Source organism: Deltaproteobacteria bacterium, assembly GCA_019308905.1.
GTDB lineage: Bacteria > Desulfobacterota > BSN033 > WVXP01 > WVXP01 > JAFDHF01.
Map to the genome: position 1 here is coordinate 1 of JAFDHF010000135.1, position 2,816 is coordinate 2,816.

Below are 2,816 nucleotides of genomic sequence, written 5' to 3' on the forward strand. Positions count from 1 at the left end.
CCCGCACCTCAAACACTATGTTCGTAGAGAAATCCACGACTACATCAATCAGATCATCGTATGTGTTCAGCGATTGCTCTATGGTTTTTGTGGAGTCCTTGTAAACCCTCAGCCGCTCACCAAATGCCCTTACGACCTGGGAAAGGGCCAAAACAAGGGCCGTACCGCCCGCCCCATAAGGCGGGGATTTGGCCTCCTCGATAAAGCTACCAACAGGGAAATGGGCGCCTGGATTCAATTCACAGATCTTTAGACAAAGCTCTTTGAGCACTGGAAAATCTTCGGAGATCTTATCAGGATCGCTTTCACACTCAAAATATGTAACCGGTCCTTCAGCACCTGTCTTTTTTAGAGCACCCGCGCCTTTCAGCAACACCTTCTGCAGATAACGCTTCTCTCCGTGATTGTCCGGATTCCCGTTGTCAATCATGACCCTGTCAGCCTCGATAAGGACTTTTGCCGCTTGCTTGAGGGCGTTATTCTTACCCTGCCGCCACTTGTCGTCATGCACGAAATTCAAGTCCGGATGCTTAATACGGCAGTGTTTTTTGTATAAGTCCTCACAAAGCATATCAGCAGGCCTATGGGACTGCTTGGGCTTATCAATGATCACCTTACCATTCTGTCCATACCAGCAAGCGGCTTCACCGCTCACGATATCACGCAAGATACCTTTCAACTTTGGAAGATATCCATCTCCCGGGTCTTCAAGAACATCGCGTAGTCGAGACTCGGTTTGGGCGCTGATCTTTTCAGCTTCATTGGGCGGCAGGTAATGGATGCACGCCTTTACCCTTAGTAAAGTTTCGGTGAAGGGCTGTGGGCTTATTGGTATGGCCACGGTCAGGTTGGGATCGGGGATGTCCTTTACGGCCTTCTTGGCGATCTGGATCTCAGCCTCATCTTCACAGAGCGCGTAAACGACCATGCCTTCATAGCCTATCTTCTCTTTATTGGAATTCTCTTCCCAATCTCTCCTTAAGTCTTCCCAGAGCTTATCCCCCAGATCTTTTGCCCGCATAAAATAGCACTTGAACCTTTTGTCCTCGTTAAAGTGCAGGTTGTATTGCTTGGCTTCCAGAAACTCCAATTCCTTGGCATCACCCGCTTCCTTGAGAAAGGCCTCAACCATATCTTTGGGATGAAGGCTTTCGTCCTTTAGATAGCGTTCAATCAGATCATAGGGGTCCTCGCCCATTGCCACAGCAAGTTCATATGTCTTAGACTGTTGCCTGAAGAAAAGCGATCCAGTCTTCTCAAGATATCTCAGGTGCTTTTCCACCTCTTTCTCTTCTGTTCTTGTAAGGCAATAGAGTCCGAATTGAATATTATCCAGATTTGTTGGGATTTGGCTAAGCTGATAGATCAGGATCGTCCGCAGAACAACCACCCGCTCATCAGTCATTTCTTTAAACATTTCCCACTTGGCCGCTTTCCTCAGTGCCTCTAAACTTGCATAAAATCCGTTTACGATCTGCCTCTGAAGGTCACGCAGCTCAGGATTCTTCAGAGAAAGTTCCCGCTTAAAGAACGTGAAAATCCGGTCCACAGTGTAAAGGTTGAGTTTGCCGGCGGCATGGGTAAGCTCTGCCTTCTCAATAAAATCAGGGTAGGAGCCTTCTGCCTTTTCTACATCGCCGGAGAAAAACGTAAATGTGCTCCTTGCATCCGACCCAATCTCAGAGGAAAGCCTTAGCAGGCAGGCCAGGGCCATAGGGTGTACGCCAAAAATATCCTAAAGCACCCGCTGCCTGATTCGGCTCACATCCTCTATCCAGGGAAACAGGTTCAGCGACTTGCAGATTGGCACCAACTGGTCGAATACTCCGGTCTTAGGCTCGATCTCCTGTTTCCATTCCTTTGAGTCCTTGTCCGTCTCCACAATGGCACCAATGATTTCCTCGATCCCCTCGTTCAGGAGGTCTACGGTAGTAATACGGGCGCTCATTACTGCGGCATCGGCCTTGCTGAACCGGTCCGCATATGCCTTGAAATCTTTGTGGACACAACCAACAAAAAGCACGTTAGGTTCGTTTTTGCAGATCGTTTCCATAAAGCCTTGAAGCACATCTTTGGAATAGGAGCCCTTCTCTAAGGTGAACCCGAATTCATCAAAAAGGATGGCTATCCCTTTGAAACGGTCTTTAAACGCTTTACTCTTAATAATCTCTTTTAGAATAGGAATGAGGTTGCCTGAATGGGCATGAAATTCCGTACCTCCCATGGTTTCCTGGTAAGCCGACCTGAATTTTTGGAGTGAATCGGAGTCGTAATCTTTCAGATCAGAACGCAGTTGGTCGACTGAAAGGGCAGGAGCAACCTTTTCCAGACCCTTTCCAAAGTCCTCATAGAAATTCCGGATCCCCTCATCGGCCTTCTCCTCCCAGTTGGACAGGAGCCTCTCCGCTTCGTCAAATTCTGTCTGAACACCCACGTCAAGCCCCTTTGCCTGGCAGGCATCGAACACAGCTTTAAGCACCACATCTTCGAATTTTGTTCCAGAGTGATAGTCACAAATGGCCACAAGGTACTGCCCGCCCTTGCGAATGTTTGTGAGCATCCTGGCCATATCCGGGTTGAGTTTTTCGTAATTCTTGTAAAAACCCTTGATCTCGGGGTCGCCGCTGGCCCGGCTGAGGAAATTGGCAAACATAAGACAAAGATGGGATTTGCCAGTGCCGTAAGAACCACTCAGGAGATAGAATTTTTTGTCGTTTGGCTGGTAGAGCCCTCGGCAAACACGTTCAAAGGCCACACGGTGCGCTTTGGTAGGGCGATACATGGCCATTCTGTCTGCATTCTTATGGGTTGCCTCA

2 protein-coding genes are annotated in these 2,816 nt (G+C 48.5%); both read right to left on the minus strand.

The window, feature by feature from the left end:
* A partial coding sequence (locus JRJ26_20485) for a hypothetical protein (protein ID MBW2059867.1) occupies window positions 1-1,714 on the minus strand: 1,714 nt, incomplete at its 3' end.
* Window positions 1,715-1,735: 21 nt separating this feature from the next.
* Window positions 1,736-2,816 (minus strand): hypothetical protein (locus tag JRJ26_20490; GenBank protein MBW2059868.1); only part of this gene is annotated, 1,081 nt, incomplete at its 5' end.